A 24,384-nucleotide genomic window follows, 5' to 3' on the forward strand; every position below is an offset into this window, starting at 1 on the left:
AATGGTGGGCGGTTCTTGCCGCCGGACTCTACGGAGGGGCTCGCGGGGCGTCAAACGGTGCGCGGGCCGGCCGAAGTTTGTTAGCCTCCGGCGCCGATGCTGCTGATCGGCCTGGGGGTCGCGTGGGTGGCCGGGCTCCTCCCGGTCGGGCTGTGGGGTGCGCCGTGGTGGATGGGCGCGGCGTGGACCGCGGCCGCGGGCGTGCCGGCGGCCCTGCGCGGCATCGTCCGGCCGGGGGTCGTCGGGGTGGCGGTCGCGCTGGCGGTACTGGCCGGCTGGCGGCTCGATGGCGCGCTGCAGCAGGGGCAGCCGCCCATTGCGGCGTACGCGGGCCTCGATGTGGTCCTGACGGGCACCGTCGTGAGCGAGCCAGACCCGGGCGAGCTGACGACCGCATACGACATCCGCGTGGAGCGGCTCGACCTCGGCGACGGGACGGCGTTCGACGATGCCGGGCTCATCCGGGCCTGGGTCCACCAGTACGAACGGTTCCTGCCCGGCGACCGGGTCCGGCTCGAGGGCGAGCTGGAGCAGGCACCGGTCTTCGACGGCTTCGATTACCGGAGCTACCTGGCGGCCCGCGGCATCGGCGCGGTCATGTGGCGTCCCGAGACCGCGCTGCTGGAGCCCGGTGACGCCAGCCCGGCGCGGGAGCTCACCCGGCTCCGCCTGGCCCTCGACAGCGCCCTGCAGCGCTCCCTGCCGGAGCCAGAGGCGTCGCTCGGCGCCGGGATCGCCTTCGGGCGGGACGGCGGGCTCTCGCGCGAGGTGAAGGAGGAGTTCAACCGGAGCGGCCTGCGGCACCTGGTCGCCGTTTCGGGCGCGAACCTCGTGATGGTCGCGGCGCTGACGCTCGCGGTGCTCAGCCGGGCGGTCGGCCGAAACCGGGCGCTGGCCGCCGCAGCGCTCGCGGTTGGCGGGTACGTGGTTCTCGCCGGGTTCGAGCCGAGCGTGGCCCGGGCAGCGGTGATGACTGCGGTGCTGTTCGCCGGGGAGGCCGTCGGCCGGCCGCAGAGCGGGCTGCCCGGGCTGGCGCTGGCGGTCATCGTGCTGACGGCTGCGTGGCCGCGGCTCGCGCTCGATGCCGGCTTCCAGCTGAGCGCCGCAGCGACCGCCGGGCTGCTGACGTTCGGGCCGTGGCTCCGGTGGACCGTCGAGCACGCGCGACGGTGGTGGCCGGCGAGCTGGCTGCCCGGGTGGGTGACGGAGGTGACGGCGCTGTCGCTGGCGGCGACCGCCGCGACGATGCCGATTACGTGGGCGCACTTCGGTGCGGTGTCCCTGGTGGGGCCGCTGGCGAACGTGGTCGTGCAGCCGGTGGTCGCGCTGGCGTTCTGGGCGTCGCTGGCGACGTCGGCTGCCGGGCTCGGCTGGCGGACCGGCGGCGAATTCGCCGGGGTCATCGCGTGGCTGCCGCTCCGGTTCATCCTCGACGCGGCAGCGGCGGGTGCCGCGCCGGCGTGGGCCGCCATCGAACCGGGGCGGCTCGCGCCGGCCGCTGGGGCGGCCCTCATGGCTGGACTCGCGGTGCTGGCCGCCGCGGCGTACCGGTTCCTCCCGGCGCCGGTGCCGGTTTCGGAGGCGGCGCGGCGGCGGGCCGCGCTCGGCAACCAGCTGCTGCTCGGCGGTGCGGCTGCAGCGGTTGCGCTGTTCGTCCTCCCGGGCACGGTGCGGCAGGACCAGGCGCTGACCGTGGACGTGCTCGACATCGGCCAGGGGGACGCGCTGTTGCTGACGACCCCTGGCGGCAAGCAGGTGCTCATCGATACGGGCCCGAGCGGGCTGCGGCTCGCGCGCGAACTCGGGGAGGTCATGCCGCCGTGGGACCGGAAGGTCGACCTGGTCATCGTCAGCCACCCGCAGGAGGACCACATCGGCGGGTTCCCGGCGCTCGCTGAACGCTTCCGCCTCGGCCGGGTCGTCACGAACGGCGACCGGAACGCGACCCGGACAGGGGCGCTGACAGCCCGGGCCCTCGACGGGCGGGAAGTCGTGGCGCGGGCGGGCGACCGGTTCGAGTTCGACGGCGTCGCGTTCCGCATCGTCTGGCCGCCGGACGGTATCCCGGGGGACGAGCTGAACCGCCGGTCGCTGGCGGTGCTCGCGGAATACGGCGGGGTTCGCCTGCTGTTCACCGGCGACCTCGGCGCGGCCGAGCAGCGGGCACTGCTGGAGACGCTCGGGGGCAGCGTCGACGTCCTGAAAGTGCCCCACCACGGTTCGAAGAACAGCGATGCCGCGTTTCTCGGCCTGGCCGCGGGCGGGCTGGCCGTCATCAGCGCCGGCGAAGGGAATCCGTTCGGCCACCCGCACCCGGCGACGCTCGAAGCGCTCGGCGGCGCAACCATCGCCCGGACCGACCGGGACGGGCGCATCAGGATCGAAGTCAAGGAGGGGACCGTCCGGGTCACGACGGAGCGCTGAGCGCTTTGCCCGGGAGCGGCGCCGCGGCTACCCTCGGGAGCGACCCTGGACCGCCCGGAGCCCGAGATGACGACACGCATCGATGGGCGCGCTCCGAACGAGCTGCGCCGCGTTCACCTTGCGACGAACGTGCTGGACTTCGCCGAGGGGAGCTGCCTCGTGGAGTTCGGCAGGACGCGCGTCCTGTGCGCCGCGAGCGTGGAAGACCGGCAGCCGCCGTTCCTGCGGAACACGCAGAGCGGCTGGGTGACGGCGGAATATGCGATGCTGCCGCGCGCGACGCACACGCGAAGCCAGCGCGAGGTCGAGCGGGGCCGGCCCGGCGGCCGGACGCAGGAGATCCAGCGGCTCATCGGGCGGTCACTCCGGGGAGTCGTCGACCTCGAGCTGCTGGGGCCGCGGACGATCACGCTCGACTGCGACGTGCTGCAGGCAGACGGCGGCACGCGAACTGCCTCGATCACTGGCGCGTATGTCGCGCTGAGGCTGGCGGTGCGGAAGCTCGCTGCCGCCGGGCTGGTGAGCGAGGCGTGCATCACGGCCCCGGTGGCGGCGGTCTCGGTCGGCATCGTGCAGGGGGTGCCGATGCTGGACCTCTGCTATGAGGAGGACTCGACGGCGGAGGTCGATTTCAACGTGGTGATGACCGGCGACGACGCGTTCGTCGAAGTGCAGGGCACGGCGGAAGGGAAGCCGTTCAGCCGCGCGGCGATGGACGCGCTCATCGACCTGGCCCGCACGGGCATCCTGCAGCTGTTCGAGAAGCAGCGCGAGGCGCTCGCGGCCAGCTAGCCGACGTAGTGGCCGAGGAACGTGCCGCCGAGGATGTGGAGGTGGCCGTGCTCCTGGCTCTGCATCGCGTCGTAGCCGAAGTTCGAGAGCAGGCGGAAGCCGCCGGGGCAGAGCTGCCGCCCGATCTCGGCGGCGATCGGGGCGACCTTGCCCATGTGGTAGGTCCAGAGTTCGGCCTGGCTGGTGTGCTGCTTCGTCATCGCGAGCAGCATCACGGGAACCCATCGAAGGATATTCTGGATGACGATGATTTCATCGTCCTCATAGATGATGTTCGCGGGCTCTTTGCCCGCGACAATGTTGCAGAAGACGCAGTATGTTGGCATGGGGATTCGGATCTTACCGGTCCGGCGCCCCGCCAAACAAACCACGAGAGCCACGCCGGGAGACCCGATGCCCCAGTTCATGCCGTTCCGCGGGTTGCGCTATACGCAGGCCGCGGGCCCGCTCGATGACCTGCTCGCGCCGCCCTATGACGTCATCACGCCCGCCATGCAGCGGGCGCTGGCGTCGAAAAACCCCTGCAACGCCGTGCATCTCGAACTGGCGGAGGGCGGCGAGGAGCGGTACGGCAGGGTGGCCGGCCTCGTGCGCGACTGGCAGGAGCGCGGCCTGCTCGCGCGGGACGAGCGGCCCATGCTGTACGTCTACGAGCAGGAATTCATCGAAGGCGGCCACGTGTACCGGCGGCGGGGCGTGATGGCAGCAGTCGAGGCCCAGCCGTGGGAAACCGGGGCGGTGAAGCCTCACGAGTACACCATGTCGGGGCCGAAGGAGGACCGGCTGCGGCTGCTGCAGGCCACGGGCGTGCAGTTCAGCCCGGTCTTCTGCATCGCGCGGGACCGGGCCGGCCAGCTGCGCGACTTCATCGAGCGGTCGGCCGCCGCAACGCCGCCGACGGTCACCGCGACGAGCTTCGAAGGCGACCATCACCGCTTCTGGGCGGTCGAGGCCGGGCCGTACGAGATGCGCCAGCTCGCGCCGCTGCTCGCGGAGTCGTTCTACATCGCGGACGGCCACCACCGGTACGAGACGGCCGTGAACTACCGGAACTGGCGGCTCGAACAGGGGCCGCTGCCGCCGGACCACCCGGCGCGGTTCACCATGGCCGCCATCGTCGCGAGCGAAGACCCCGGGCTGGTCATCCGTCCGATTCACCGGCTGGTGCCGCGCCCGGCACCGGCAGACTGGCGGCAGCGGTTGGGAGACGCGTTCGAGGTCGAGCACGTGAAGCTCCCGGCCGGCGCCGCGGAGTCGCGGGAGGCGCTCCTCGAGGTGCTGGAGACGGCGGACGCCGTGGCGCTCGAACTCGAACCGCGGCAGGTCCACGCGCTGCGGCGAGTGCCAGGGAAGCCGCTCGCCGGGAGCGTGCCGCCCGGGCATTCGGACGCGTGGCTCGGTATCGGGCCCAACGTCCTGCGCTACGGCGTGCTCGAACCGCTCTGGGGCATTTCGGACGACGACCTGCGGGCGGGCGCGATCGAGTACTCGCACGACCTCGACGAGGTGTTCGCGTTCCTCGACGCGCGGCCGGGGAATTCGGCCGCGTTCCTCCTGAACCCCGTGCGCATCGAGGACGTCATGAAGCTCGCCGACCAGGGGGAGCGGATGCCGCAGAAGTCGACGTTCTTCCACCCGAAGCTGGGGACAGGGCTGGTCTTCTACCCGCTGGAGCCCTGAGCGCGCGGGTCAGCTTTCGGCGCCGCCGTCGGTCGACAGCATGTAGCCGATCCCGGGCAGCGTCTTGATGATGCGCGGCTCGGCGGGCGCGTCTTCGATCTTCGCCCGGAGCCGTGAGACCCAAACGCGGAGGTACTGGAGGTCGTCGCGGTACTCCGGGCCCCAGACCTTCGAGAGGAGCTCGGGCGCGAGGATGACCTTGTCCGGGTTGGCTGCGAGGTGCTGAAGCAGCAGCCACTCGGTGCGGGTGAGCGAGACCTGCTCGCCGTTCTTGTGGACGAGCCGGCGGTTGAGGTCGATTTCGACGTTGCCGGCGCGAACGACCCGGTCGACCTCCGCGGCGACGGCGCGGCGGAGGACGGCGCGGATGCGGGCCCCGAGCTCGTCCGGGTTGAACGGCTTCACCACGTAGTCGTCGGCCCCGAGTTCGAGCCCGCGGACTTTATCGCTGTCCTTGTCCTTCGCGGTGACGAGGATGATGGGGACGTTGGAGCGCTCGCGGAGCCGGCGCATGACTTCGAGGCCGGAGATGCCGGGCATCATGATGTCGAGGACGATGGCGTCGGGGCGCTGCTCTTCGGCGAGGCGGAGCGCCTCCTCGCCGTCGGCTGCCGTGATGACGCGGAAGCCCTGCGCGGTGAGTTCGAGCTTCATGAGGCGCAGGACGCCGGCCTCGTCGTCGACCACCAGCAGCAGGGGTTCAGCGCTCATCGTCGTCTCCCGGGTCGGCGAAGGCGGGAAGCCAGAAGGTGACGGCGAGCCCGCCCTCCTGCCGAAGTTCGGCGCGTATCGTACCGCCCATTCCCTCGATGAGCCTGCGGCAGACAGCGAGGCCGAGACCTGCGCCCGGGGCGAGGCCCGCGGTGCGCGACGAGCGGTAGAAGCGTTCGAAGATGCGGTCGATGTCCTCCGGGGGGACGCCGGGCCCGCGGTCGAGGACGCTCACGGTGCCGCCGGAAGCGTCCCCGGCGACGACGACTTCGATGGTCGTCCCGGGCGGGGAGTACTTGGCGGCGTTCTGGATGAGGTTGCGGAGCACGTGCTCGAGGTAGCCGGGGTCGCCGGCGACCGGCGGGGGCGAGGTTTCGACGCGCACGTCGACGGTGCAGCCGTTCCCGGGGTCGAGGCCGGCCACGAGCCGGGGGATGAGCCGCTGGAGGAGAACGGGTTCGACCGGGACGTCGCGGTCGAGCTCGGCGCGGGAGAGCGCGAGCAGGTTTTCGAGCATGCGGGAGAGGCGCTCCGCTTCGCGCTCGACGTCAGCGAGAATGCCGTCGGCGACGTCGGGGTCGAGTTCGGCCCGGCGGGTGCGGAGGACGTGGGCGCCGCCGTGGATGACGGTGATCGGGGTGCGGAGCTCGTGGGAGATGAAGCCGAGGAACTCGTCCTTGGCGTCGTTGGCGCGGCGGGCTTCGTCGTACAGGCGGGCATGGTCGATGGCGATGGCGGCGCGGGCGCCGACCTGCCGTGCGAGTTCGACGTCGCGGCCATCGAAGTGGCGCGAGCCGCCGACCCTGAGGAACGTCATCGCGCCGAAAAGGCCGTCGCGGGATTCGATGGGGGCGACGATGATGGAGCGCGCCTCCACGCGCCGGGCGATCTCTGCGAGGGCCGGCGTTCCCGAGAGGCGCCGGAGCATCTCGTCGCTGATGACCGGGACGAACCACGCGCTGCCGCCGCGCACGGCGTTGGCGATGGCCGCCCGGAGCTCCTGCGCGGCGCCGGCGGCCTCGAAGGCCTCGACCGCCTCCGCGAGCCTCGCGTCGGCGCTCGCCCGGGCGACCCGGCGCAGCTTGCCGTCCTCGAGCAAGTCGACGAAGCAGGCATCGGCAAACCGGGGGACCACGAGCCCGGCGAGGGCCGTCATCGTGCGCTGGAGGTCGAGGGACTGGTTGAGGGCGACACCGGCGTCGGCGAGGAGCTGGAGCGCCTCATTCGCGCGGAGGAGCTCGTGCTCCTTGGCAAGGGCGCCGGCGTAGAGGTCGGAAATTTCAGCTTCGCGCTCGATGAGGCGGCGGAGCAGCCGGCGCATCCGGCCGCCGAAGACGGCGATGACGCCGCCTTCGACGACGAACGCCGCGAGGACGACGAGGTCGGCCGAATCGAACTCGAAAGCGCCGGGCTTGCCAACGAAGTAGAGGTTCGCGATGACCGCTGAGGCAGCGGTCGCGGCGAGGGCGGGCCCGGTGCCCGCGAGAAAGGCCGTCGCGACGGACGCGCCGAGGAAGATGACGAACGTGGGCGTGAGACCCTCGAAGATGAGTCCGAGCAAGGCGCGGGCCCCGGTCGCCCCGGCGACGAGGATGGCCGCGATGAGGTAGCCGCGGAGCCAGCCGGCGGTGTCGTCCTCTGCCAGCCAACGCAGGAGTCCGCGGAGGCGGAGCGGGGCGCCGGGCAGGAGAGAGGGGTCGCCCGCGGAGCCGGCCGCCGGGCTGCTGCGGGCGGTCATCAGTCGCCCGTCATGCGGCGGAAGTCGAACAGGCGGTCGAGGGCGCGGTCATCGAGGCCGAGTTCGCGGCGGGCGGCCTCCCGGATGGTGATGCCTTCGGCGAGGGCGAGCTTCACGAGTTCGGCGGTGCGGTCGTAGCCGATATCGAGCGCGAGCGGCGTCGCGATGGCGAGGCCCTGCTCGACGAGCTGCGGGCCGCGCTCCGTGGCCCGGATGCCCGCGACGCACTTTTCGGCGAAGACGGCTGCGGCGCTGCCGAGCAGGTCGACGGATTCGAGCAGCGCCGCGCCGGCCACGGGGAGCATGGTGTTCAGTTCGAAGAAGCCCCACTGGCCGGCCATCCCGATGGTCGCGTCGTTGCCGACGACCCGGGCGGCCACCTGGACGACGGCCTCCGGAATGACCGGGTTCACCTTGCCGGGCATGATGCTGCTCCCCGGCTGGAGGGCCGGGAGCTCGATTTCGGCGAGCCCGGCCCGGGGGCCGCTCGCCATCAGGCGGAGGTCGTTGGCGATTTTCACGAGGGCCACGGCAGCGGCGCGGAGGTGGCCGCTCGCTTCGACCATGGCATCGATGGACGACTGGGCCTGGAAGTGGTTGGTCGTCTCGGTGAGCTGGACGCGGGCGACCTCGGAGACGTAGGCGAGCACCCGGCCGGCGAATTCGGGGTGGGTGTTGAGGCCGGTGCCGACGGCGGTCCCGCCGAGTGCGACTTCGCGCAGGGCTTCGCCGGCGGCCGTGACCCGGCGGCGGGCGCGCTCGACCTGCCCCGCGTAGCCGCGGAACTCCTGGCCGAGCCGGACCGGCACGGCATCCATCAGGTGGGTGCGGCCGGTCTTGATGACGCCGTCGAACTCGGCAGACTTCGCCTGGAGCGCCGATTCGAGCCGGTAGAGGCCGGGCAGGAGGCGCTCGCGGATGCGGCGGACGGCCGCCAGGTGGATGGCGGTCGGGACGACGTCGTTCGAGGACTGGCCGCGGTTGACGTGGTCGTTGGGATGGACCGGCCGGTAGACGCCGCGGGGGCCGCCGCCGAGGAGTTCGTTCGCGCGGTTGGCGATGACCTCATTCACGTTCATGTTGCTCGAGGTGCCGGAGCCGGTCTGGTAGATGTCGACCGGGAACTGGTCGTCCCAGCGGCCTTCGGCGACCTCGGTGGCGGCGGTCATGATGGCCTCGGCGAGCGGCGCGTCGAGGAGACCGAGCTGGCGGTTGGCGCGGGCGGCGCCGGCTTTGAGGAGGGCGAGCGCATGGATGATGGGCAGCGGGAAGGGGCGGCCGGAGATGGGAAAGTTGGCGATGGCGCGGGCGGTATCGATGCCGTAGAGGGCATCGGCGGGCACCGGGAATTCGCCGAGGGCGTCGCGCTCGATGCGGGTGGCGTCGGCCATGGTGACACTCTAGCAGGCTGACCGAGGAGGTTGGAGAGGCCGCCGGCGGGTTGAACGGGGGATGGCGCGGGCATAGACTGGGGCATGGCGGGTGGTTAGCTCAGATGGTTAGAGCGCGTCGTTCACACCGACGAGGCCACTGGTTCGAGTCCAGTACCGCCCACCAGCCGAATCGTCGGTCCATCGGTTGAACGGGGTGCCCGTCCGGCCGATAATCGAAGCAGTGCCGAAGTGGCGGAATGGCAGACGCGCTACGTTCAGGGCGTAGTGCCCCCTGTGGGCGTGTGAGTTCAAATCTCACCTTCGGCACCAGCGACTGTTTCGTGCGCCCGTAGCTCAGGGGATAGAGTGTTGGGTTGCGGACCCAAAGGTCGGAGGTTCGAATCCTCCCGGGCGTACCATCTTGACTTTCGACACGTGTCGCCGACACGCCGCCAGCCGCCGAACCGGGCGGCTTTTTCGTTCGTTGGCGAGCGGCGGGAGGTACGGGCCGGGTCAGGGCGCGGGGCGCGCGGCCTCGGCCTGCTCCTCGCGCGACGGCTCTTCGGCGGCAGGCAGTTCGCGGCCCCGCATGATGGTGACCGCATCCCGGACGGTCCGAGGGAGGGCGCGCCAGTTCCAGGCGAGCAGCGCGATGCAGAGGGCGGTGTAGGCGAGTCCGTAGAGCACGCGCGCGTGTTCGTTCGTGATGAAGAGCTGCGTCGCGAAGAGTGCGAATAGCCCCGCCGCCTCGACGCGCGACATCCGCAGGTTGGCGAATACGGCGATGGCGAACGCGCTCTGCGCGGCGGTCAGGAAGATTTCGTCGCGCTGGCGACTATCGAGCGGCAGGCCGAGCGTCCAGCCGAATTCGCCGGCGGAGACGAGGAAGGCGATCGGCAGCGTGCCGATGAGGAGTGTCCACTGGTTCACCTTCGATGAGATGAGGACGCCCATGCCGGCGGCGGCGCGGCCCCGCCAGGCGAGGAGGCAGGCCACCAGTACCTCCGGCGACTCCGATGCGAGGGGCGCGAGCCACTGGATGAGGAAGAACTCGCTGATACCGAAGCGCTCGCCGATATGGACGAGCGAGTCAGCGAACGGCTCGGCGGAGGCGAAGATGGCGACAGCGCTGTAAACGAGCAGGACCACGACGACGAGTCGGCGGGGCGCGTTTTGCAGCGCGCCGATCGCCTTCGCGGGCCCGACGAGTTCGACCTCCTCGGTTTCGACCCGCGAGGTGAAGAACATGTACATCAGGAAGAGCGAGACGAGGACGATGGTGTCGATGACCGTGATGTGACTGCGGAGCGGGATGAAGATGACGTAGGCCGTGGCGACGGCAAGGAACGTCAGCTCGAGGCTGCGCTCGCGGTCGACGATGAGTTCGCGGATGCGGGTGCGGTAGAAGAAGAGGAAGAAGACGAGCGGCCAGCCGATGCCGATGAGGAGGCGGTTGCCGCCGGTCATGTTCGCGACGGCGAGGCCGCGCTCGGCCTCCGCCGGGTCGGCGCCGGCCTTCCACGCGAGGATGAAGTCGACCGCGTATTCGGGCAGGACCGCGATGATGGCGATGATGGCGAGCGCGAGGCCCTGGGAGATGTCCATCTCGGCGGTTTCGGCGCCCCAGGAGAGGAGGAACGCAGCGGCGAGGATGGCGATGCCGAAGGTGAGCGCGGCGGCGATGGCCGGCGGGTGGTAACCGGCGAAGCGGAAGGCGATGCCCGGCGCGCAGGCGAGCGCCGCAGCGCCGATGGTGAGCCAGGCGCGCGTGTCAGTCCGCACGGGGCAGGGCTCCCGGGCGGCTGGCGCGGTTCATTCGTAGAAGGGGATGGGCTCGGCGGTCTCCCAGTAGTTCTCGAGCTTCCCTTCGGGGAGACCGCGGCCCGGGTAGAACCGGCCTTTGTGGAGCTGGTCGACCATGTGCTCCTGGCTCAGGAGCTCTTCTTCGAAGACGGCGGTGAAGTAGCCGATGCCCTGGGTGCTGTGCGCATCGGAGCCGCCGGTGCCCGGCTTCCCGAGGACCTTCGCGACCTGCAGGGCGAAGTAGTTTTCACGCGGGGTGTTGCAGCCGTTCAGGACCTCGATGGCGTCGACGAGCTGGAAGACGGGGAGCTTCGCGGCTTCCTCGGGGGTGAGGCGGAACGGCTCCTTGCCTTCGCGCTTGAAGTGAACGGGGTCGAAGAAATGGCGGAACGGGTGGGCGACGATGAGGAAGGCGCCCTGTTCGTCCGCGATTTCGCGGAGCTTCTCGAGGCGGCGGATGCCCGGCGCGTAGCCTTTGAGCCCGACGGTGAGGATGTGCCCCATGTCGGTGGAGACTTCCATGCCGTTCGAGACGAAGATGCCCTCGTGCTTCTTGCGGAAGGGGTTGAGGTCCCAGGGCTCCCACATGCGGTCGTGCTCGGTGATGTTCACGCCGGTGAGGCCGACGCGGCGCGCTTCGGCGATGAGGTCATCGGGGTCGAGCATGGAGTCCGAGGCGCCCCGGGTGGTATGCAGATGCATGTCAATGATGGTGCCCGGCAAACGGCGCCCTCCGCAGGTTCGTTCGGATTTTCACGAGTGCGGCGAGTATATCACCGCTCCCCGAGCAGGGGCATCGCCCAGCCGAAGAGGCCGACGAAGACGAGCGACATCCCGAGCCAGATCCACCAGAGCCGGCGGGAGATGAGCCAGAGGATGGGCACGGGAAGCCAGGCGATGGCGGCCATGAGGAGGAGCCACGGGCCGCTGGGCGCGCCGAGGGCGGGGGTCATCTCTGCAAAGCCGCCGAGGATGTAGGCGGAGGCGAGCACCAGCCCGGCCATGGACCAGAGGACGCCGGTGCCGATCGAGATGGGGACGGCGAGGAGCCAGCCCGGCACCTCGGGGTCGAAGACTTTCTGGACGAACCGCTGGGAGCCGGGCTGCACGGCGATGTAGGTGAGCGCAAAGGTCGAGATGATCGCCATGGCGTTGCCCATTGCCCAGCCGGCGAGGATGGTGTAGACGTTCACGGCGTCTGCGCCGCGCGGGTGAGGATGACGTCGAGGCCGGCTGACCGCGCCCGTTCGGCGAGCGGAGCGCCTTCGCCGGGCGGCCCGGCCCAGAACCAGGTCGGGCCGGCGCCGGTGAGGACGACGGGCTGGCCGATCGCCGCCTCGACCCGGGCGCGATGGGCCGCGAGGCCGGGAAAGACGCGCAGGGCTGCTGCTTCGAGCGCGTTGGCGCCGAGGAGGTCCAGCGAGGTGAGACGGCCGGCCGCGAGGAGGTCGAGGACCCGCGGGACAACGCGCGGAGCTTGCGGCAGCGCGGCGTAGGCTGCGAACACTGCGGCCGTCTTGCGGGGCGGCGAGGGGTCGCCGGCCGGCGGGGGGAAGAGCAGGACGTCGACGGTGAACGCCGCCGGGAGGGGCTCGAGCATTTCGCCGCGTCCCCGGCCGCGGGCCAGGCCGCCGACGAGGAAGAAGGGGACGTCACTCCCGAGCTCCAGCGCGAGACTGGGGAGGTGCGGCGCGATCCCGGGCCACAGGACGGCGGCCATGCGGAGGACCGCGGCGGCATCGGAGGAACCGCCGGCGAGGCCGCCGGCGGGGGGGATCATCTTGCGGAGTACGACGCGGTGCGCCGCCGCAGCGCCGGCGGCCGCGGCTGCGAGCTCGATCGCGCGCCAGGCGAGGTTCGAGGCGTCGGCCGGGGTGCCGGCCGCGTACGGACCGGCGACCTCAATGCCCGGCTCCGCGCCCGGCAGGAGTTCGACGTCATCCGCGAGGTCGAGCTCGAGGAAGATGGTGTCGAGGTCGTGGTAGCCGTCGGGGCGGCGCCCGAGGACATCGAGCGCGAGGTTGACCTTGGCGGGGGCGCGCGCGCGCAGCCGCTCAGGCAAGGGCGAGCACCTCAGCGGCGGCCTGCTGGAGGGCGCGCCATTCGGAGAGGTCCAGCGTCTCCGGGCGACGCGCGGGGTCGATGCCGGCGCGGAGCAGCGCCTCCCGGGCGCCGCCGGGCGGGAGCCAGGTGCCGCGGGCCAGGCTGTTGTGGATCTGCTTGCGGGGGTTGCGGTAGACGCGGCTGACGAACTCGAAGAAGCCGGGGATATCGGCTGCCGGGATCGCCGGCTCCGGGAGGAGCGTCAGCCGGATGACCGTCGACCAGACCGCGGGCGGCGGGTCGAATGCTTCGGGGGGCACGTCGAAGAGGATTTCGGGCTCAGCGTACACCCGGATGGAGACGGTCAGGAGTGACCACGCGCCCGGCGGGGCCGCCATCTCGCGCGCAACCTCGCGCTGGACCATGACGACGAGCTCCGCGGGCTTCCGGGGAGATTCGAGCGCGTTACGGACGATGGGGTTGGCGGCGAAGTAGGGCAGGTTGCCGACGATCGAGAAGAGACGGTCCGCGGGGACGATCTCCCCGTACTCGGCGGTGCGGGCGTCGGCTTCGACGATGCGGAGGCGCGGGTGGCGGCGGAAGCGGTTGCGGAGGTGGCCGACGAGCCGGGGCTCGATTTCGAGCGCGACGACCTCATGGCCGGCTTCGAGGAGCGCGGCGGTCAGCTGGCCGGTCCCGGCGCCGATTTCGACGACGAGGCCGCGTTCGGGCACGCGGAGCGCTCCCGTGATGTCGGCGAGCACGCCCGAATCGCGCAGGAAATGCTGGCCGAGCGCCTTGCGCGGGCGCGGGCCAGGAAGACGCTCCGATTTCTCGGGGGGCATAGTTCCATCGTAGGGGCGGCCGGAAGGGTCAGTCGAGGATGTAGATATCGACGTTGCCGGTGCGCCAGGGGTTGGGCCCGGCGGACTCCGGGAAACCGAGGTCGACCTTCCAGCCTTTGATGCCGCCGCCGACATCGGCGGCGACGCAGAGGCCGTAGCCGGGGACGACGAACCGGGTGCCGAGCGGGATGTAGTCGGGGTCGACGGCGCAGATGCCGCGGTCGACGATGACGCCGGTGGCGGTCCGGCCGTAGGCCGGGTGCTCGCGCGACCAGGGTCCATGGCTCGCGTTGTACCAGGTGGCCCAGACGGTGACCTTTTTGCGGTACGGCCCGGTGTATTCGGGGCTGGCGAGGATGAGGCCGGAGCCGCCGGTTTCGAGCGTGCCGATGACCTGGCGGGCCGGCAGCGGGGAGCGGATGACGGTGCGCGCGACGGCCTCGCGCCGTTCGAGGATGCCGTTCCGGTAGGTCGATTCGTAAACGACGCGCACCTCGCCGGGCTGGCCGGGGGTGAGCCGCACCTGGCCTTTCGGCAGGGCCGGGTCTTCCTCGACGAGCACGGGGGGAGGGAGCGGCTCGGCGACTTCCTCGCGCGTGGTGCGCAGGGTGGCGACGACGAGCGTCGCGCCGGCGGCGAGGAAGTCGCCGGGTTCGTGCGAAAGGTCGATGACCTGCGCATCGCCGAGGTCGAGGAGGGCGAGCACCTCGCCGGCGGTCGCGGCGCGGGTGTAGAGCGCGTGGGTCTGGCCATCGAGGACGACGTTGATGGTCCGGGCGGGCGCGAGCCGGACGGCCATGCCGGCATCGAGCTTCGTCGCGAGGGCCGGCTCGACGAGGTCGGCTTCGCGGACGACGAGGCCGAGGTCGGCGATGAGCTCCTCGACGGTCGCGGCCGGCGACTGGACTTCGAGACGGAGGGCATCGATGTAGACCACGAAGCGGCGGGCGCGCTCGACGGTCACGACCGGGGCCGGCGACTGGGCCGCTGCGGCGGAACCGTCGGCGATGCGGAATCCGGCGAGCGGCGCGGCAGGCGATGCGACGACGCCGTTGAGCCGGACACGGTCGCGCGGGCCGAGCGCGACGCCCGCCTCGGCAAGCGCGCCCCCGACGGTCGAGGCAGTGGTCACGAGCGCCAGCTCGCGGCCATCGACGGTGATCGTGACGGAGCGGGAGGCCTGGATGCCGATGCCCGAGAGGCCGGCGGTCTCGAAGACGCGGGTGCGCTGGTTCGGCTGCGCGAGGCCGGGGAGGACGGCGAGTTCGCCCGGGAAGACGGTGTGGTAGAGGCGGGCACCGCTCTCAGAAACGACGAGCGTGTCGCGGGACGGGAAGGCGACCACGCCGAGCACGGTGATGGCAGCAACGGCGAGGACGGCGGCGGCGTGGTTCCGGCCGCGAAAGATGCGGGCCCGGGCGCGGCGGACGAATTGCCGGCGTTCGTGGCGCAGCCGTGACGGAAGGTACGGCCGGGGCAGGGCCTGCGTCACACGCACTCCTCGTGGATTGACGCGAGCCCGTGCGGGTCCGGGCCGGTCGAAAACTGGAGAAGGTGGCCGTGCACCTGCTGTCGAACTGGATCCCGGGCTTGCTCTGCAACAGCCGGCTCAGGCCCGGTTGACTGCGGCACCCGAGGCAGACCCCTTATGGCTGCTTCCTTCCGGACCTGACCAGGTTCGGAGCGCCTCGCCGCGCAGGACCAGACCCTCGGCGCCGACTGAAGAGGACAGTCCCCGAAAGCGCAGCCCTCGAGCAGGAATTCGACCCCGCTATAGCGGATTGCGGGTTCAGGGCACCGCTAGCTCCCCGTCTAGCACAGCCACCCTTACCCTAGCGCCGGGCGCGCCGGGGGGTCAATAGGCCGACTGCCGCCGCTAGCCGAGGTGGAGCGCGACGAGGAGGTCGCCGGCGTTGACGCGCTGACCGCCGGTCACCGCGACCTGTTCGACGACACCAGCGGCGGGCGAGCGGAGTTCGTTGTTCATCTTCATCGATTCGATGACGAGCAGGACATCGCCCGGGGCCACGCGGTCGCCTGCCTTGCAGCGCACTTCGACGATAGAGCCGGTCATCGGGGCCGTGATGCGGCGGAGGCCGGTCTGCACCTGCTGGGCCGCGAGTTTGGCCGCCTGCGGGCGCCAGCGTTCGACGTTGAAGTCGAAGGCGTGCCGGCCGATGGTGGCCCGTGCGCCGCCGCGCCGGCGTTCGAGGTAAATCTCGACGGGGCGGTGTTCGAGCATGAGCAGGTAGAGCTGGGAGTCGCCGACGCGCTGGAGCTCGACGCGGGTCCACTCCTGCTGGCCTTCGCGGCGGACGCGGATGCCCTCATCGTCGCGCTCGATCTCCCAGGTCGATGCCGATTCCTCGGTGCGGACTAGAAACTTCTCGGCCATCGGCCCATGCCACCTCCGCGGGACGTGAGACCGGCCTGCTGCCGCCGCCAGGCGCCGATGGCGGCGCGGTAGCCGTTGGACGGGGCTGCCTGCCCGTTGAGCGGCTGGTCGCCGCTGTCGCGGTCGCCGCTCGTGACCATGAGCAGGGCGGCGATCTCGGCGATTTCGCGCTGCTCCTCGAAGTGCTCCTCGGCGAGCACCTGGTTCCGGTCGAGGAAGCCGGTATCGATGTCGCCGCTGATGAAGTCGGGCAGGTCGAGAATTTGCTGCAGGTAAGGGATGTTCGTTGCGACGCCGACCACCCGGAACTCGGCGAGGGCGCGCTTCATCCGCTGGCGGGCGCCTTCGCGGTTGCGGCCCCAGGCGGTGACTTTCGCGAGCAGCGAATCGTAGTAGGGCGTCACTTCGATGCCGTCGTACAGGGCGCTTTCGACGCGGATGCCAGGGCCCGCGGGTTCGCGGGCGAAGACGACGCGGCCGACGGAAGGGAGGAAGTTGTTGAAGGGGTCCTCCGCGACGATGCGGCACTCGATCGCCCAGCCGCGGGTGAGGAGGTCGGCCTCTTCGTAGGGCAGCTCTTCGCCGGCGGCGACGAGAATCTGGTCCTTCACGAGGTCGGTGCCGGTGACGATTTCGGTCACCGGGTGTTCGACCTGGAGGCGGGTGTTCATTTCGAGGAAGTAATGCTGGCCGTCCTCGTTGAGGAGGAACTCGACCGTGCCTACGTTATGGTAATCAGCGGCCCGGGCGATGCGGACGGCGGCGCGGGAGAGGGTGCGGCGGAGCTGGGGGCTCACCGCGACCGAGGGGCACTCCTCGATGATCTTCTGGTGCCGGCGCTGGATGGAGCACTCGCGTTCGCCCAGCGGGACGATGTTGCCGTAGCGGTCGCCGATGACCTGGACTTCGATGTGGCGAACCCGCTTGAGGTTCTTCTCGACGTAGATGGCGGGGTTGCCGAAGGCGGCTGCGGCTTCCTGCATGGCGCGGGCGGCGGCGCCCGGGAGCGCTTCGGGCGACTCGATGAGGCGGATGCCGCGGCCGCCGCCGCCCGCCGCGGCTTTGATCATGACGGGGTAGCCGATGCGCTCGGCGAAGGCGAGGGCCTCATCCACCGAGGTGAGTTCGCCGCTGCCGGGAAGGACGGGGACGCCCGCCTGCTCCGCAATGCGGCGCGCGGCGATCTTGTCGCCCAGGAGCCGGATCGACTCGGGCGAGGGGCCGATGAAGACGAGGCCGGCGGCCTCGCAGGCCTCGGCGAACTCGGCGTTTTCGGCCAGGAAGCCGTACCCCGGGTGGATCGCGTCGGCGCCGCATTTTTTCGCGACGTCGATGATGCGCTCCACGTTCAGGTAGCTCTGGCGGGCGTCGGCCGGGCCGATGTAGTGCGCCTCATCCGCATAGCGGACGTGCTGCGACAGGCGGTCCACATCGGAGTAGACGGCCACCGAACGGATATCGAGGTCGCGCAGGCCGCGGACGATGCGGAGGGCGATTTCGCCGCGGTTCGCTACCAGGACCTTGGAAAACATTGCAGGGGCCTTTACTTCTCTCGGGAAACTCGATAGCTCCACAGCATACGCGGAGCGGGCCGGACAGGCGAACAGCGTGTCGTGTTGGTCGGCACTTCGTGTAGCTCGTACACTAACTCCCATGGCCGGCCCGGGAGCTACAGGGGAGCGGTTCGCCGTCATCGTCGTCGGCAGCGGAATTTCCGGGCTGTTCGTCGCGCTGGAGGCGCGGCACCTCGGCCCGGTGCTCGTGCTCACGAAGGGCAGCATCGACGACTGCAACACGCGCTGGGCGCAGGGCGGCATCGCGGCGGCCGTCGGCCCGCTCGATTCGCCGGAGCAGCACCTGGCTGACACGATTGCGGCGGGAGCGGGCCTGGTCGACGAGGAGGCGGCTCGCATCCTGTGTTACGAGGCGCCGGCGCGGATCCGCGACCTCGTCCGCTACGGAGTGTCGTTCGATTCGCTCGGCGGCGAAGTCGCGCTAGGGCGGGAGGCGGCGCACAGCCGCGCCCGCGTGCTGCACGCCGGCGGGGATCGCACCGGGGCCGAGATCGAAACCGCGCTCTCGGAGGCCGCGAAGGACCCGGCGATCACCATCCTCGACCATACGCTCGTCACGCGCGTCATCGTGCAGGAGGGGGAAGCGGCGGGCGTCGAGGCGGTCGCGCTGCAAACGGGCGAGCGCGAGGTGTACCTCGCCGACGCGGTCGTGCTCGGGACGGGCGGCGCGGGCCAGCTCTTTTCCCACACGACGAACCCGGAGGTGGCGACCGGCGACGGCGTGGCGCTCGCCTTCGATGCCGGCGCAGAAATCGCGGATATCGAGTTCTACCAGTTCCACCCGACGGCGCTGCGCGTGCCGGGTGTGCCGACGTTCCTCATTTCGGAGGCGGTCCGTGGCGAAGGGGCGGTCCTCCGCAACCGGGCCGGCGAGGCGTTCATGAAGCGCTACCACCCGCTGGCTGACCTCGCCCCGCGCGACGTGGTCGCGCGTGCGATCGTGCGCGAGATGCGGAGCGAGGGCAGCGACCACGTCTTGCTGGACTGCACCGGGCTGAAATCGGTCGACCTGGCGGTGCGGTTCCCGGCGATCTTTGCCTACTGCATGGGCGCCGGGATCGACATCCGGGTCGATCCCATCCCGGTGGCGCCGGCAGCGCACTACCTGATGGGCGGCGTGCGGACCGACACGTGGGGCCGGACGACGATCCCGCGGCTGTACGCCTGCGGCGAATGCGCGTGTACGGGCGTCCACGGGGCGAACCGGCTGGCCAGCAACTCGCTCATGGAGACGGTCGTCTTCGGCAAACGGGTCGTCGAACACCTCGCGGCCGGGGGCGGCGGCGCGGCCGCAGCGACCCCGGACCGCGCGGCGCTGCCGCTGCCGGCGACTGCCGCACCCTCGCACGCGGAACTCCAGGCGATGATGTGGGAGTGTGCCGGGATCGAGCGCGATGCGGCCGGGCTCGGGCGCGGCCTCCAGGCGATCGCCGGGTGGCCCGCGCGCGGCGAGGGGGCCGTGACCCGGGAGGCCTTCGAACGGCAGCAGATGACGACCGTCGCTGCCCTGATGCTGACGGCCGCGCTGCGCCGTACCGAAAGCCGGGGCGGGCACTACCGCAGCGACTTCCCGCAAACCGACGACCTCCACTGGAAGCGCCGGCAGGTGTTCGTCCGTGAGCGCTGAGCTGGACCCGGGGCTGGTGGAGCGGCTGGCGCGCGCCGCGCTCGAAGAGGATCGCGCCTTCGACGACGTCACGACGCTGGCGACGGTCGACCCCGGGCTCGAAGGGCGCGCGGCGTTCCTCGCGAAGGAAGCGGGCGTGCTCGCCGGGATGCCGGTCGCGGCGGCCTGTTTTCGGCTGGTCGACTCGCGGTGCCGCTTCGACCAGCTCGTCGGCGAGGGCGAGCGGTTCGACCGGGGCGCCGTGCTGGCATCGGTGACCGGGCCCGTGCGCGCGCTCTTGCAGGCCGAGCGGGTCGCGCTGAACTTCGTGCAGCGGCTGAGCGGCACGGCGACGCTCACGCGCGCGTTCGTCGACGCCGTTGCGGGCACGAAGGCGGTCATCCTCGACACGCGGAAGACGACGCCGGGGCTGCGGGACCTCGAGAAGTACGCGGTCCGGTGCGGCGGCGGCACGAACCACCGGCGCGACCTCGCGGCGATGGCGATGGTGAAGGACAACCACCGCGAAGCGATCCGGCGCGAGGGCCGGACGCTTGCCGAGGCTGCGGCGGCGATCCGGGCGCTGCGGCCGGGCGTGGCCGTGGAGATCGAAATCGACGGTCTCGACCAGCTCGACGAGGCGCTCGCGGCGCGGCCGGAGTGGATCCTGCTCGACAACATGCCGCTCGAGGCGATGGCCGAGGCCGTGCGGCGGGTGGCGGGGCGGGCGAAGCTCGAGGCCTCCGGCGGAGTGCGGCTGGAGACGGTCCGGGCGATCGCCCGGACCGGCGTGGATGCGATTTCCGCCGGGGCGCTGACCCACAGCGCGCGGGCGCTGGACATCAGCCTCGAGCTGGAGTTCTAAGCGAGCCCGATGCCCTCGAGGAACGGCCGGGCGGCACGCACGCGGTCGTCCGGCTGATGCTGGTTGATCTCGAGCGTGTGGCTTTCGAGGTGCCCGACGCCGGTGGCGATGTAGTCCCAGCTGACGTCGCCGTCGCCCGGGGCGCGGTGGTCGCCGATGCCGTCGACGTCGTGGAGGTGTGCGCCGATGCAGCGGGACGACCAGCGGCGCAGCCACTCATGCCGGTCGATGAGGCCGAGGCGGTGGAGCACCTCGGCGTGCCCGACATCGTGCCAGTAGCCGGCCTCCGACGGGTCGAAGCCGTCGAGGATGATTTCGTACTCCGCCGGGTGCGGGATTTCGTGGTAGTGGTAGCGGTTTTCGATGCCGATGGCGATGCCGCGCGGGCGCGCGGCGGCGACGAGCTGTTCCAGCGACCGGCGGGCAGCAGCGAGGTGCGGCTCGGCCAGCGCGGCGCGGCGTTCGACCAGCGCGGCGCGGAGGCCCTCGACGCGCGGGCCGCTCCGTTCCCCGGCGTCGAAGGCGCGCCGGAGGGCGAGCTCCTCCTCGAACTGCTCGCGCGGGCTGCCGACGTGACCGAGGTGGACCACGATGCGGCGGGCGCCGACCTCGGCCGCGAGCTCGATCGAGCGGAGCGCGGCCGCGACCGCAGCGGCGCGTTCGCCGTCATCGAGCGCGGCGAGGTTGAGGCTCCCGTTGCCGCGGCCGTTGGGGAGTTTTTCGTAGGGGGCGGGCTGGTGGATGGAGACGATGGGCAGGAGGTTCGCCGCCCGGATGGCGGCGGTCTTTTCGAGCGGTGTCGAGTGGCTGATTTCGATGGCATCGTAGCCGGCTTCGGCGGCGAACCGGGCGAACGCGGCGCCGTCCTCGAAGCGCGGCTGCTGGGCGAACATCGTCGAGAGAGCGAGCTCGCTCATCGCTGGGGCGGCACCTCCGCGTGAGGGCTGGCGGCGGGGGATGGGAGGCGGGCCCACTGCCGCAGCGCCATCAGCGCCAGCGGGACGAGGAACGCAGCGGCGAAGCTCGCAGCGAGGCCGGCGGCGCCGGTCGCCCCGGCGATCGGGACGGCGAGCGCGGCGACGATGCCGGCGAAGAGGCAAAGCGGGAGGTTCCAGAGCCCGGCCCGGCCGCGGGTCGCGACGCTCCAGCCGAGCCACGGCAGGAAGGCGGCGACGCTCCAGCCGAGGAGGTAGAGCCCGACGAAGATGGCGGTGTACATCAGCTCACGAGGCGCGCGATGTCGAAGTACGTGACGATGAGGACGCCGAACAGGAGGAGCGCGAAGCCCATGAAGTGAACGAGCGCCTCCTTTTCGGGGGCGATGCGGCGGCCGCCGCGCAGGATTTCGATGAAGACGAACAGCATGCGCCCGCCGTCGAGCATCGGGATCGGCAGGGCGTTGAAGATTGCGAGGTTGAGGCTGAGGAGCGCGGCCAGCTCGATGAGCGGGCGCCAGCCTTGCTGGTCGATGATCGTGCCGGTCGTCTCGGCGATGCCGACGGGGCCGGTGAAGGCGGGCTGGCCATTCGACATCGAGGCGCCGGAGGTTCCGGCGATCATGACGCGGATTTCGTTGACGGTCAGGCGGAAGGTCTCGCCGAGCGAGCCGATGGCCTTCGGGAACGCCACCCACGGCCAGTCCCAGACCTTTTCGGTGTAGGGATAAAGGAGCTGGCAGGAGGTCGGATTGCCGTCGGCGTCGGTCGTGCAGCTGGCGGGCGCGCCGATGCGGATGCCCGTAGGCCCTTGCCCGGGCGGCGGGTCCCAGCGGGCGTAGACGTAGGCGGTGAGGATGGCGCCGCCGCGGTTGATGACCCAGCGCTGTGTTTCGCCGAGGTTGAGGCGGTTCGCGTAGACGAGTTCGGAGGTGTTGCGGACCTCTTTGCCTTCCACTTCGAGGACGATGTCGCCGGGCTGGAGGCCCTGCTGCGGGAGGGACCCGTCGCGCATCACGCCTTCGATCCGCGCCTCGGCGGCCGGGGAGCCGGGGGCGACTTCGATGACCTGCGCCATCGTGAGGGCGCGCTCGCGGGGGACCATGAAGCCGACGGCGAGGAGGACGATGGCGGTGACGAGGTTCATCATCACGCCGGCCGACATGACGACGAGGCGCTTCCACGCGGCCTGGGCCGCGAGGCTGCGCGGATCGCTCGGGTCCTCCTCGCCGAGGAGGCGGACGAAGCCGCCGATCGGGAGCCAGTTGAGGGTGTACTCGGTTTCGCCCTTGCGGAGGAACGTCCAGGCGCGCGGCGGGAAACCGATGCCGAACTCGAGGACTTTGATGCCGAACGCCTTGGCCGCGAGGAAGTGGCCGAACTCGTGGATGACGACGAGGACGACCAGCATCGCGAGGAAGGGCACCGCGGCCTGCAGGATCGCGAAGGGGTCGATGGCGAGGAAGGTCATGCCGGAACTCCTGCGGGGACGGCGGCCGCGAGCCGGCGCGCCTCGGCATCGGCGGCGAGCACCTCATCGAGCGAGGGGTCGGCCACGGGCCGGTGCTGTTCGAGGACGCGCTCGATGACGCGGGGGATATCGAGGAAGCCGATCTCGCGGCGGAGGAAGCGCTCGACGGCGATTTCGTCGGCGGCGGCCATGGCTGCCGGGACGGTGCCGCCGGCGGCGCCGGCGTCCATCGCCAGGCGGAGGCAGGGGAAGCGTTCGGTATCGGGCCGGCCGAAATGGAGCGTCCCGGCCGCAGCGAGGTCGAGCAGCGGGACGGCGGGCTCGGGCATCCGCTCCGGGTAGCTGAGCGCGAGCTGGATGGGCAGGCGCATGTCCGGAACGCCGAGCTGAGCCTTGACGCTTCCGTCGGAGAACTCGACGAGGCTGTGGACGATGGATTCGCGGTGGAGCACGACGTCGACGGCCGCCATCGGCACGTCGAACAGCCACATCGCCTCGATCGTCTCCATCCCCTTGTTCATGAGCGTCGCGGAATCGACGGTGATCTTGCGGCCCATCTTCCACGTCGGGTGGTCAAGGGCCTGTTCAGGGGTCACGGCGGCGAGCTGGTCCCGCGAGAGGTCGCGGAACGCGCCGCCGCTGGCGGTGAGGATGATGCGGCGGACGCTGCCGGGCGCTTCTCCCCAGAGGCACTGCCAGATGGCGGAGTGCTCGCTGTCGACCGGGCGGAGGTCGCCGCCTCCCTCCTGCATGGCGCGGCGGACCAGGTGACCCGCCATCACGAGCACTTCTTTGTTGGCGATGGCGACGGGTTTGCCCGCGCGGAGCGCGGCGAGCGTGGGCAGCAATCCGGCCGCCCCGGCGGTCGCGACGAGGACGATGTCCACGTCGGGCGCCACAGCGACCTCTTCGGGCGGGATGAACCGGGCGCCGGTTGCAGCCGCGGCGGCTTCGAGCGCGTCGCAGGGCACAGGGGCGTAGACGTAGCGCGGGCGGTGGAGAGCGGCCTGCTCGGCGAGGAGGGCCGTGTTCGCGCCGCCAGCGAGGGCGACGGCCTCGAAGCGCCCCCCGGAGCGGGCGATGACGTCCAGCGCCTGCCGCCCGATGGAACCGGTCGAACCGAGGACGGCGATGCGGCGCGGTGCGGTCACATCATGATCGTACGTCGCTTCGATGCCAGCCGGCCAGTCAGCGGGCGAACGCCGGGATGACCTCGTTCGCCCAGGCGTGCAGCCCGGCCCAGTCGACCGGCGGGCGGATGGCGATGTTGACGCGCGCCGCGCCGGCATCGCGGTAGCCGCCGACGAGATCGACGGCCTGTGCGGGAAGGCCGGTCACGACGCCGCGGCTGCGCATCGCATCGGCGACCGGCCCCCAGGTGGCGCGGAATTGCTCCTCGACCCGGGGAAGGCTGGCGGCGTCGGCCGCCATGTGGAACGAGAGGTTCACGGTCCGCTCGATCGAGGCGGGGTCGCGGCCCTCTGCCTCGCACCAGCGGTCGAGGACGGCCGAGAGCCGGGCGAACTCCTCGGGCGAGGTGTAGGGCGTGTTCCAACCGTCGGCGTGGCGGGCGGCGATGCGCAGGGTGCGCTTCTCGCCGTTGCCGCCGACCCAGATGCGGGGGCGGGGCTGGACCGGCTTCGGGTTGCAGGCCGCGTTTTCGAGCCGGTAGTAGCGCCCGGCGAAATCGGAGCGGTCGCGGGTGGTGAGCAGGCGGACGACCTGGATGCCCTCTTCCAGCATGTCGAGCCGCTCTTTGATGGGCGGGAACGGGATGCCGTAGGCGCGGTACTCGGGCTCGTGCCAGCCGGCGCCGAGGCCGATTTCGAGCCGGCCCCCGCTCAGGTGGTCGATGGTGCAGAGGGCGTTGGCGAGGACCGCCGGGTGGCGGTAGCCCATGCCGAGGACGAGGACGCCGACGCGCACGCTCGACGTCTCGCAGGCCATCGCCGCCATGCAGGTCGTCGCTTCGAAGCAGGAGCCGTTCCCGTCGACGGGCGGCGCTTCGTAGAAGTGGTCCCAGACGTCGACCCAGTCGAAGCCGGCGGTATCGGCCCAGCGCCAAAGGCGGCGGAGCTCGTCCATCGAAATGTTCTGCTGGCCGATGTGCAGGCCGAAGTTCATCGCGG

General features: G+C 71.2%; 22 protein-coding genes, 3 tRNA genes and 1 other RNA gene. 8 read left to right on the plus strand and 18 right to left on the minus strand.

Annotation, left to right across the window (positions count from 1 at the left end; all coding sequences use genetic code 11):
- Positions 1 to 96 precede the first annotated feature (96 nt).
- Together N2041_RS05565 and rph are read left to right on the plus strand one after the other, a co-directional pair.
- Complete coding sequence (locus N2041_RS05565; RefSeq protein ID WP_297676655.1) at positions 97 to 2,424, plus strand: ComEC/Rec2 family competence protein; 2,328 nt, start codon at positions 97 to 99, stop codon at positions 2,422 to 2,424.
- A 66-nt stretch (positions 2,425 to 2,490) separates the two neighbouring features.
- Positions 2,491 to 3,216, plus strand: coding sequence for a ribonuclease PH (gene rph, locus N2041_RS05570; RefSeq protein ID WP_297676657.1), 726 nt, complete (start codon positions 2,491 to 2,493; stop codon positions 3,214 to 3,216).
- On the opposite strand, the gene N2041_RS05575 is transcribed toward rph, so the two are convergent.
- Positions 3,213 to 3,542 (minus strand): HIT domain-containing protein, encoded by a 330-nt coding sequence (locus tag N2041_RS05575; protein WP_297676660.1) that lies wholly within the window; start codon positions 3,540 to 3,542, stop codon positions 3,213 to 3,215. The genes rph and N2041_RS05575 overlap by 4 nt on opposite strands.
- Positions 3,543 to 3,609: 67 nt before the next feature.
- Between N2041_RS05575 and N2041_RS05580 the strand changes: the two genes are divergently transcribed.
- The gene (locus tag N2041_RS05580; RefSeq protein WP_297676662.1) at positions 3,610 to 4,896 is read left to right on the plus strand and encodes a DUF1015 domain-containing protein; all 1,287 of its coding nucleotides are present in this window, start codon (positions 3,610 to 3,612) and stop codon (positions 4,894 to 4,896) included.
- 9 nt (positions 4,897 to 4,905) lie between these two features.
- On the opposite strand, the gene N2041_RS05585 is transcribed toward N2041_RS05580, so the two are convergent.
- Genes N2041_RS05585 through N2041_RS05595 form a run of 3 tightly spaced genes read right to left on the minus strand, consistent with a single transcriptional unit; the run spans position 4,906 to position 8,736 of the window.
- Entirely contained in the window at positions 4,906 to 5,607 is a 702-nt protein-coding gene (locus N2041_RS05585; RefSeq protein ID WP_297676665.1) for a response regulator transcription factor, read from the minus strand.
- Positions 5,597 to 7,345 carry an ATP-binding protein gene (locus tag N2041_RS05590; RefSeq protein WP_297676666.1) on the minus strand — a complete coding sequence of 583 codons (1,749 nt, stop codon included), beginning with the start codon at positions 7,343 to 7,345 and terminating at the stop codon, positions 5,597 to 5,599. Before N2041_RS05590 ends, N2041_RS05585 begins: the two co-directional genes overlap by 11 nt.
- Complete coding sequence (locus tag N2041_RS05595; protein ID WP_297676668.1) at positions 7,345 to 8,736, minus strand: aspartate ammonia-lyase; 1,392 nt, start codon at positions 8,734 to 8,736, stop codon at positions 7,345 to 7,347. The genes N2041_RS05590 and N2041_RS05595 overlap by 1 nt, the downstream gene beginning before the upstream one ends.
- An 89-nt stretch (positions 8,737 to 8,825) precedes the next feature.
- Between N2041_RS05595 and N2041_RS05600 the strand changes: the two genes are divergently transcribed.
- The 3 genes from N2041_RS05600 to N2041_RS05610 all read left to right on the plus strand — a co-directional run bounded on the left by N2041_RS05600 (position 8,826) and on the right by N2041_RS05610 (position 9,137).
- Positions 8,826 to 8,902, plus strand: a tRNA-Val gene (locus N2041_RS05600).
- Positions 8,903 to 8,961: 59 nt separating this feature from the next.
- Positions 8,962 to 9,048, plus strand: a tRNA-Leu gene (locus tag N2041_RS05605).
- A gap of 13 nt (positions 9,049 to 9,061) precedes the next feature.
- A tRNA-Arg gene (locus N2041_RS05610) sits at positions 9,062 to 9,137 on the plus strand.
- 94 nt (positions 9,138 to 9,231) lie between these two features.
- On the opposite strand, the gene N2041_RS05615 is transcribed toward N2041_RS05610, so the two are convergent.
- From N2041_RS05615 to N2041_RS05655, 9 genes are all read right to left on the minus strand, one after another.
- Positions 9,232 to 10,500, minus strand: a complete 1,269-nt coding sequence (locus N2041_RS05615; RefSeq protein ID WP_297676670.1) for a hypothetical protein — start codon at positions 10,498 to 10,500, stop codon at positions 9,232 to 9,234.
- Positions 10,501 to 10,530: 30 nt separating this feature from the next.
- Positions 10,531 to 11,223 (minus strand): CehA/McbA family metallohydrolase, encoded by a 693-nt coding sequence (locus N2041_RS05620; protein WP_297676672.1) that lies wholly within the window; start codon positions 11,221 to 11,223, stop codon positions 10,531 to 10,533.
- Between the two features lie 71 nt (positions 11,224 to 11,294).
- Positions 11,295 to 11,714: a hypothetical protein gene (locus tag N2041_RS05625; protein WP_297676674.1), complete on the minus strand. Its 420-nt coding sequence runs from the start codon at positions 11,712 to 11,714 to the stop codon at positions 11,295 to 11,297.
- Complete coding sequence (locus N2041_RS05630; RefSeq protein WP_297676676.1) at positions 11,711 to 12,583, minus strand: hypothetical protein; 873 nt, start codon at positions 12,581 to 12,583, stop codon at positions 11,711 to 11,713. Before N2041_RS05630 ends, N2041_RS05625 begins: the two co-directional genes overlap by 4 nt.
- On the minus strand, positions 12,576 to 13,409 hold the full coding sequence (gene rsmA, locus N2041_RS05635) for a 16S rRNA (adenine(1518)-N(6)/adenine(1519)-N(6))-dimethyltransferase RsmA (protein ID WP_297676678.1): 834 nt from the start codon (positions 13,407 to 13,409) through the stop codon (positions 12,576 to 12,578). Before rsmA ends, N2041_RS05630 begins: the two co-directional genes overlap by 8 nt.
- Before the next feature lie 28 nt (positions 13,410 to 13,437).
- Positions 13,438 to 14,901 carry a ubiquitin-like domain-containing protein gene (locus N2041_RS05640; protein ID WP_297676680.1) on the minus strand — a complete coding sequence of 488 codons (1,464 nt, stop codon included), beginning with the start codon at positions 14,899 to 14,901 and terminating at the stop codon, positions 13,438 to 13,440.
- Between the two features lie 66 nt (positions 14,902 to 14,967).
- Positions 14,968 to 15,230, minus strand: an RNA gene (ffs, locus tag N2041_RS05645) — signal recognition particle sRNA large type.
- Between the two features lie 55 nt (positions 15,231 to 15,285).
- Positions 15,286 to 15,804 (minus strand): biotin/lipoyl-containing protein, encoded by a 519-nt coding sequence (locus N2041_RS05650; protein WP_297676682.1) that lies wholly within the window; start codon positions 15,802 to 15,804, stop codon positions 15,286 to 15,288.
- Positions 15,786 to 17,336, minus strand: a complete 1,551-nt coding sequence (locus N2041_RS05655) for an acetyl/propionyl/methylcrotonyl-CoA carboxylase subunit alpha (protein WP_297676684.1) — start codon at positions 17,334 to 17,336, stop codon at positions 15,786 to 15,788. Before N2041_RS05655 ends, N2041_RS05650 begins: the two co-directional genes overlap by 19 nt.
- Before the next feature lie 121 nt (positions 17,337 to 17,457).
- On the opposite strand from N2041_RS05655, the gene N2041_RS05660 reads away from it, so the two are divergent.
- Complete coding sequence (locus tag N2041_RS05660) at positions 17,458 to 19,005, plus strand: L-aspartate oxidase (protein ID WP_297676686.1); 1,548 nt, start codon at positions 17,458 to 17,460, stop codon at positions 19,003 to 19,005.
- A complete protein-coding gene (gene nadC / locus N2041_RS05665) occupies positions 18,995 to 19,849 on the plus strand; it encodes a carboxylating nicotinate-nucleotide diphosphorylase (protein WP_297676688.1) in 855 nt (284 codons plus the stop codon). The genes N2041_RS05660 and nadC overlap by 11 nt, the downstream gene beginning before the upstream one ends.
- Here nadC and N2041_RS05670 read toward each other — a convergent pair.
- The 5 genes from N2041_RS05670 to N2041_RS05690 are packed head-to-tail and all read right to left on the minus strand — an operon-like array spanning position 19,846 to position 24,379.
- On the minus strand, positions 19,846 to 20,766 hold the full coding sequence (locus N2041_RS05670) for a sugar phosphate isomerase/epimerase (protein WP_297676691.1): 921 nt from the start codon (positions 20,764 to 20,766) through the stop codon (positions 19,846 to 19,848). The two genes, nadC and N2041_RS05670, sit on opposite strands and share 4 nt — an antisense overlap.
- A complete protein-coding gene (locus N2041_RS05675; protein WP_297676693.1) occupies positions 20,763 to 21,068 on the minus strand; it encodes a hypothetical protein in 306 nt (101 codons plus the stop codon). The genes N2041_RS05670 and N2041_RS05675 overlap by 4 nt, the downstream gene beginning before the upstream one ends.
- Positions 21,068 to 22,255: an RIP metalloprotease gene (locus tag N2041_RS05680; RefSeq protein ID WP_297676695.1), complete on the minus strand. Its 1,188-nt coding sequence runs from the start codon at positions 22,253 to 22,255 to the stop codon at positions 21,068 to 21,070. The genes N2041_RS05675 and N2041_RS05680 overlap by 1 nt, the downstream gene beginning before the upstream one ends.
- Positions 22,252 to 23,406 (minus strand): 1-deoxy-D-xylulose-5-phosphate reductoisomerase, encoded by a 1,155-nt coding sequence (locus N2041_RS05685; RefSeq protein ID WP_297676697.1) that lies wholly within the window; start codon positions 23,404 to 23,406, stop codon positions 22,252 to 22,254. Before N2041_RS05685 ends, N2041_RS05680 begins: the two co-directional genes overlap by 4 nt.
- Positions 23,407 to 23,443: 37 nt before the next feature.
- The gene (locus N2041_RS05690; protein ID WP_297676699.1) at positions 23,444 to 24,379 is read right to left on the minus strand and encodes a TIGR03560 family F420-dependent LLM class oxidoreductase; all 936 of its coding nucleotides are present in this window, start codon (positions 24,377 to 24,379) and stop codon (positions 23,444 to 23,446) included.
- Positions 24,380 to 24,384 lie beyond the last annotated feature (5 nt).

The organism is Tepidiforma sp. (genome assembly GCF_026419595.1).
Taxonomy (GTDB): Bacteria; Chloroflexota; Dehalococcoidia; order Tepidiformales; family Tepidiformaceae; genus Tepidiforma.

Coding starts and splice junctions, on each gene's coding strand:
- N2041_RS05575 (WP_297676660.1), bottom strand. CDS start 3,542: ATGCCAACATACTGCGTCTTCTGCAACATTGTCGCGGGCAAAGAGCCC.
- N2041_RS05655 (WP_297676684.1), bottom strand. CDS start 17,336: ATGTTTTCCAAGGTCCTGGTAGCGAACCGCGGCGAAATCGCCCTCCGC.
- N2041_RS05585 (WP_297676665.1), bottom strand. CDS start 5,607: ATGAGCGCTGAACCCCTGCTGCTGGTGGTCGACGACGAGGCCGGCGTC.
- N2041_RS05565 (WP_297676655.1), top strand. CDS start 97: ATGCTGCTGATCGGCCTGGGGGTCGCGTGGGTGGCCGGGCTCCTCCCG.
- N2041_RS05580 (WP_297676662.1), top strand. CDS start 3,610: ATGCCCCAGTTCATGCCGTTCCGCGGGTTGCGCTATACGCAGGCCGCG.
- N2041_RS05595 (WP_297676668.1), bottom strand. CDS start 8,736: ATGGCCGACGCCACCCGCATCGAGCGCGACGCCCTCGGCGAATTCCCG.
- rph (WP_297676657.1), top strand. CDS start 2,491: ATGACGACACGCATCGATGGGCGCGCTCCGAACGAGCTGCGCCGCGTT.
- N2041_RS05620 (WP_297676672.1), bottom strand. CDS start 11,223: ATGCATCTGCATACCACCCGGGGCGCCTCGGACTCCATGCTCGACCCC.
- N2041_RS05675 (WP_297676693.1), bottom strand. CDS start 21,068: ATGTACACCGCCATCTTCGTCGGGCTCTACCTCCTCGGCTGGAGCGTC.
- N2041_RS05690 (WP_297676699.1), bottom strand. CDS start 24,379: ATGAACTTCGGCCTGCACATCGGCCAGCAGAACATTTCGATGGACGAG.
- N2041_RS05680 (WP_297676695.1), bottom strand. CDS start 22,255: ATGACCTTCCTCGCCATCGACCCCTTCGCGATCCTGCAGGCCGCGGTG.
- N2041_RS05590 (WP_297676666.1), bottom strand. CDS start 7,345: ATGACCGCCCGCAGCAGCCCGGCGGCCGGCTCCGCGGGCGACCCCTCT.
- N2041_RS05670 (WP_297676691.1), bottom strand. CDS start 20,766: ATGAGCGAGCTCGCTCTCTCGACGATGTTCGCCCAGCAGCCGCGCTTC.
- rsmA (WP_297676678.1), bottom strand. CDS start 13,409: ATGCCCCCCGAGAAATCGGAGCGTCTTCCTGGCCCGCGCCCGCGCAAG.
- N2041_RS05660 (WP_297676686.1), top strand. CDS start 17,458: ATGGCCGGCCCGGGAGCTACAGGGGAGCGGTTCGCCGTCATCGTCGTC.
- N2041_RS05650 (WP_297676682.1), bottom strand. CDS start 15,804: ATGGCCGAGAAGTTTCTAGTCCGCACCGAGGAATCGGCATCGACCTGG.